General features: G+C 42.8%; 1 protein-coding gene. It reads right to left on the bottom strand.

The window, feature by feature from the left end; genetic code table 11:
• Nucleotides 1–81 precede the first annotated feature (81 nt).
• The gene (locus GJ688_RS19670) at nucleotides 82–1,389 is read right to left on the bottom strand and encodes an IS4 family transposase (protein ID WP_170292178.1); all 1,308 of its coding nucleotides are present in this window, start codon (nucleotides 1,387–1,389) and stop codon (nucleotides 82–84) included.
• Between the last annotated feature and the right edge of the window lie 76 nt (nucleotides 1,390–1,465).

The raw sequence follows: 1,465 nt of genomic DNA, 5'->3' as shown, positions 1-1,465 counted from the left end.
CATTCGTGATCGGTTAACCATATTTTCAAGATAAACCCAAATGAATTTAGGTTTAATGTTGAATGTTTACAAGTTGCTATATTATTTGACCCAGGGATCTAACATTCGCTTTCTTGACACATTTGGATCAATAGATTCCGCGATAAACATGTCAAACAACGGGTTATAACCTCGGGGGTTTAAACCCATGTAAATCATCACGGCTTCAAACAGTTGGGGTGCCCCGACTGTAAATACGTTAGCCCAACGAAGATTTGTCATTTGCTTTGCCTTCTGGGGATTCATTCGTTTGAGTAAGTTCAATAACCGACGACTAACGATCATCGTGAGGATCGCCGTACAAATTAGTGCTTGTACGACAGATTTATTGGCCGAATCGATGGTATCGAGTTGATAGTTACTTTTTAACTCCTTGAATGTTAATTCGATAGCCCAGCGAGCTCGATACAATTGGGCAACTTCCTCCGCGGACAACGTTTCAACGGATAAGTTCGTAATGTAAAAGTGATACTTTTTCAGTTCTTCATTCCAGATACCAACCACCCGCATGACTTGACTGTTTTTGCGAAGTACCGCCTCGGATTTTGCTGTACTTGTTGTAATCTGGACTTCCACGTCCAATACGTCCCTTTTCAAACGGGGTTCTATATCACGAAGCTTTTGATAACCAACATCGATTGCGTTCCCCCGATGCTGTTTGAGGGTATGAAGAATCAACGGATTGGCATTATCTTTTAATCGACTGACAAAAAAGCCGTTATGACGGTCGATATCTTGGAAATGCTTGAACTTAAAATAGCCTAAGTCAAATAGGAGAATTCTGCTTTCTACCCAGGGACCGATTTTTAGAAGAGGACTCTCTCCCTTTTTTCCTTCCACCATCTGTACTTCACGCGGTCCTGCACCCACTACACTGATGACCATGTTCAACTTTAATGCAGCCGGCGAGTGATTCGTACGTGGACCCGGCCAATCTTTGGCCAGCGAATCATGCAACCGAACCAGCGTACTATCGATACAGAGCAATTCGACAAAACCCTGCAACTTCTCAGACAATTCCGGTACCGATTCACTCGCTTCCATTGCGGTGGCACGAGAAATGCATCGTTTTAGGAATTCAATGAGCTCTGGCTTGAACCGATCATAAAAGGAAGATGGTACCACATCCGCTCCCGACATACTCCCATAAAGACGTCGTACGTTGGCTAAATTCCGGGATAATCCTACGCCAAAACTGAGAACTAACGCCCAGAAGAAAACAACGGGATCGATTTCACGAAAGCGTTTCACAAAGCCCGTTTCTTTAGCGGTTTCCCGCAACCATTCGGATGGGAATAAACGTGTCAGCTCTTCTTCAAGGACCGTTGTTTTCATCGAAGGTTTTTTCATTATTGATGCCTCCAACATAAGCATTATTCTACTTATACTTTCGACATAATTATGAAAAAACCTTTAAATAACATTT

Source organism: Heliobacterium mobile (assembly GCF_009720735.1).
GTDB lineage: Bacteria > Bacillota > Desulfitobacteriia > Heliobacteriales > Heliobacteriaceae > Heliobacterium > Heliobacterium mobile.
This window is presented reverse-complemented; position numbering and strand designations above follow the sequence as displayed.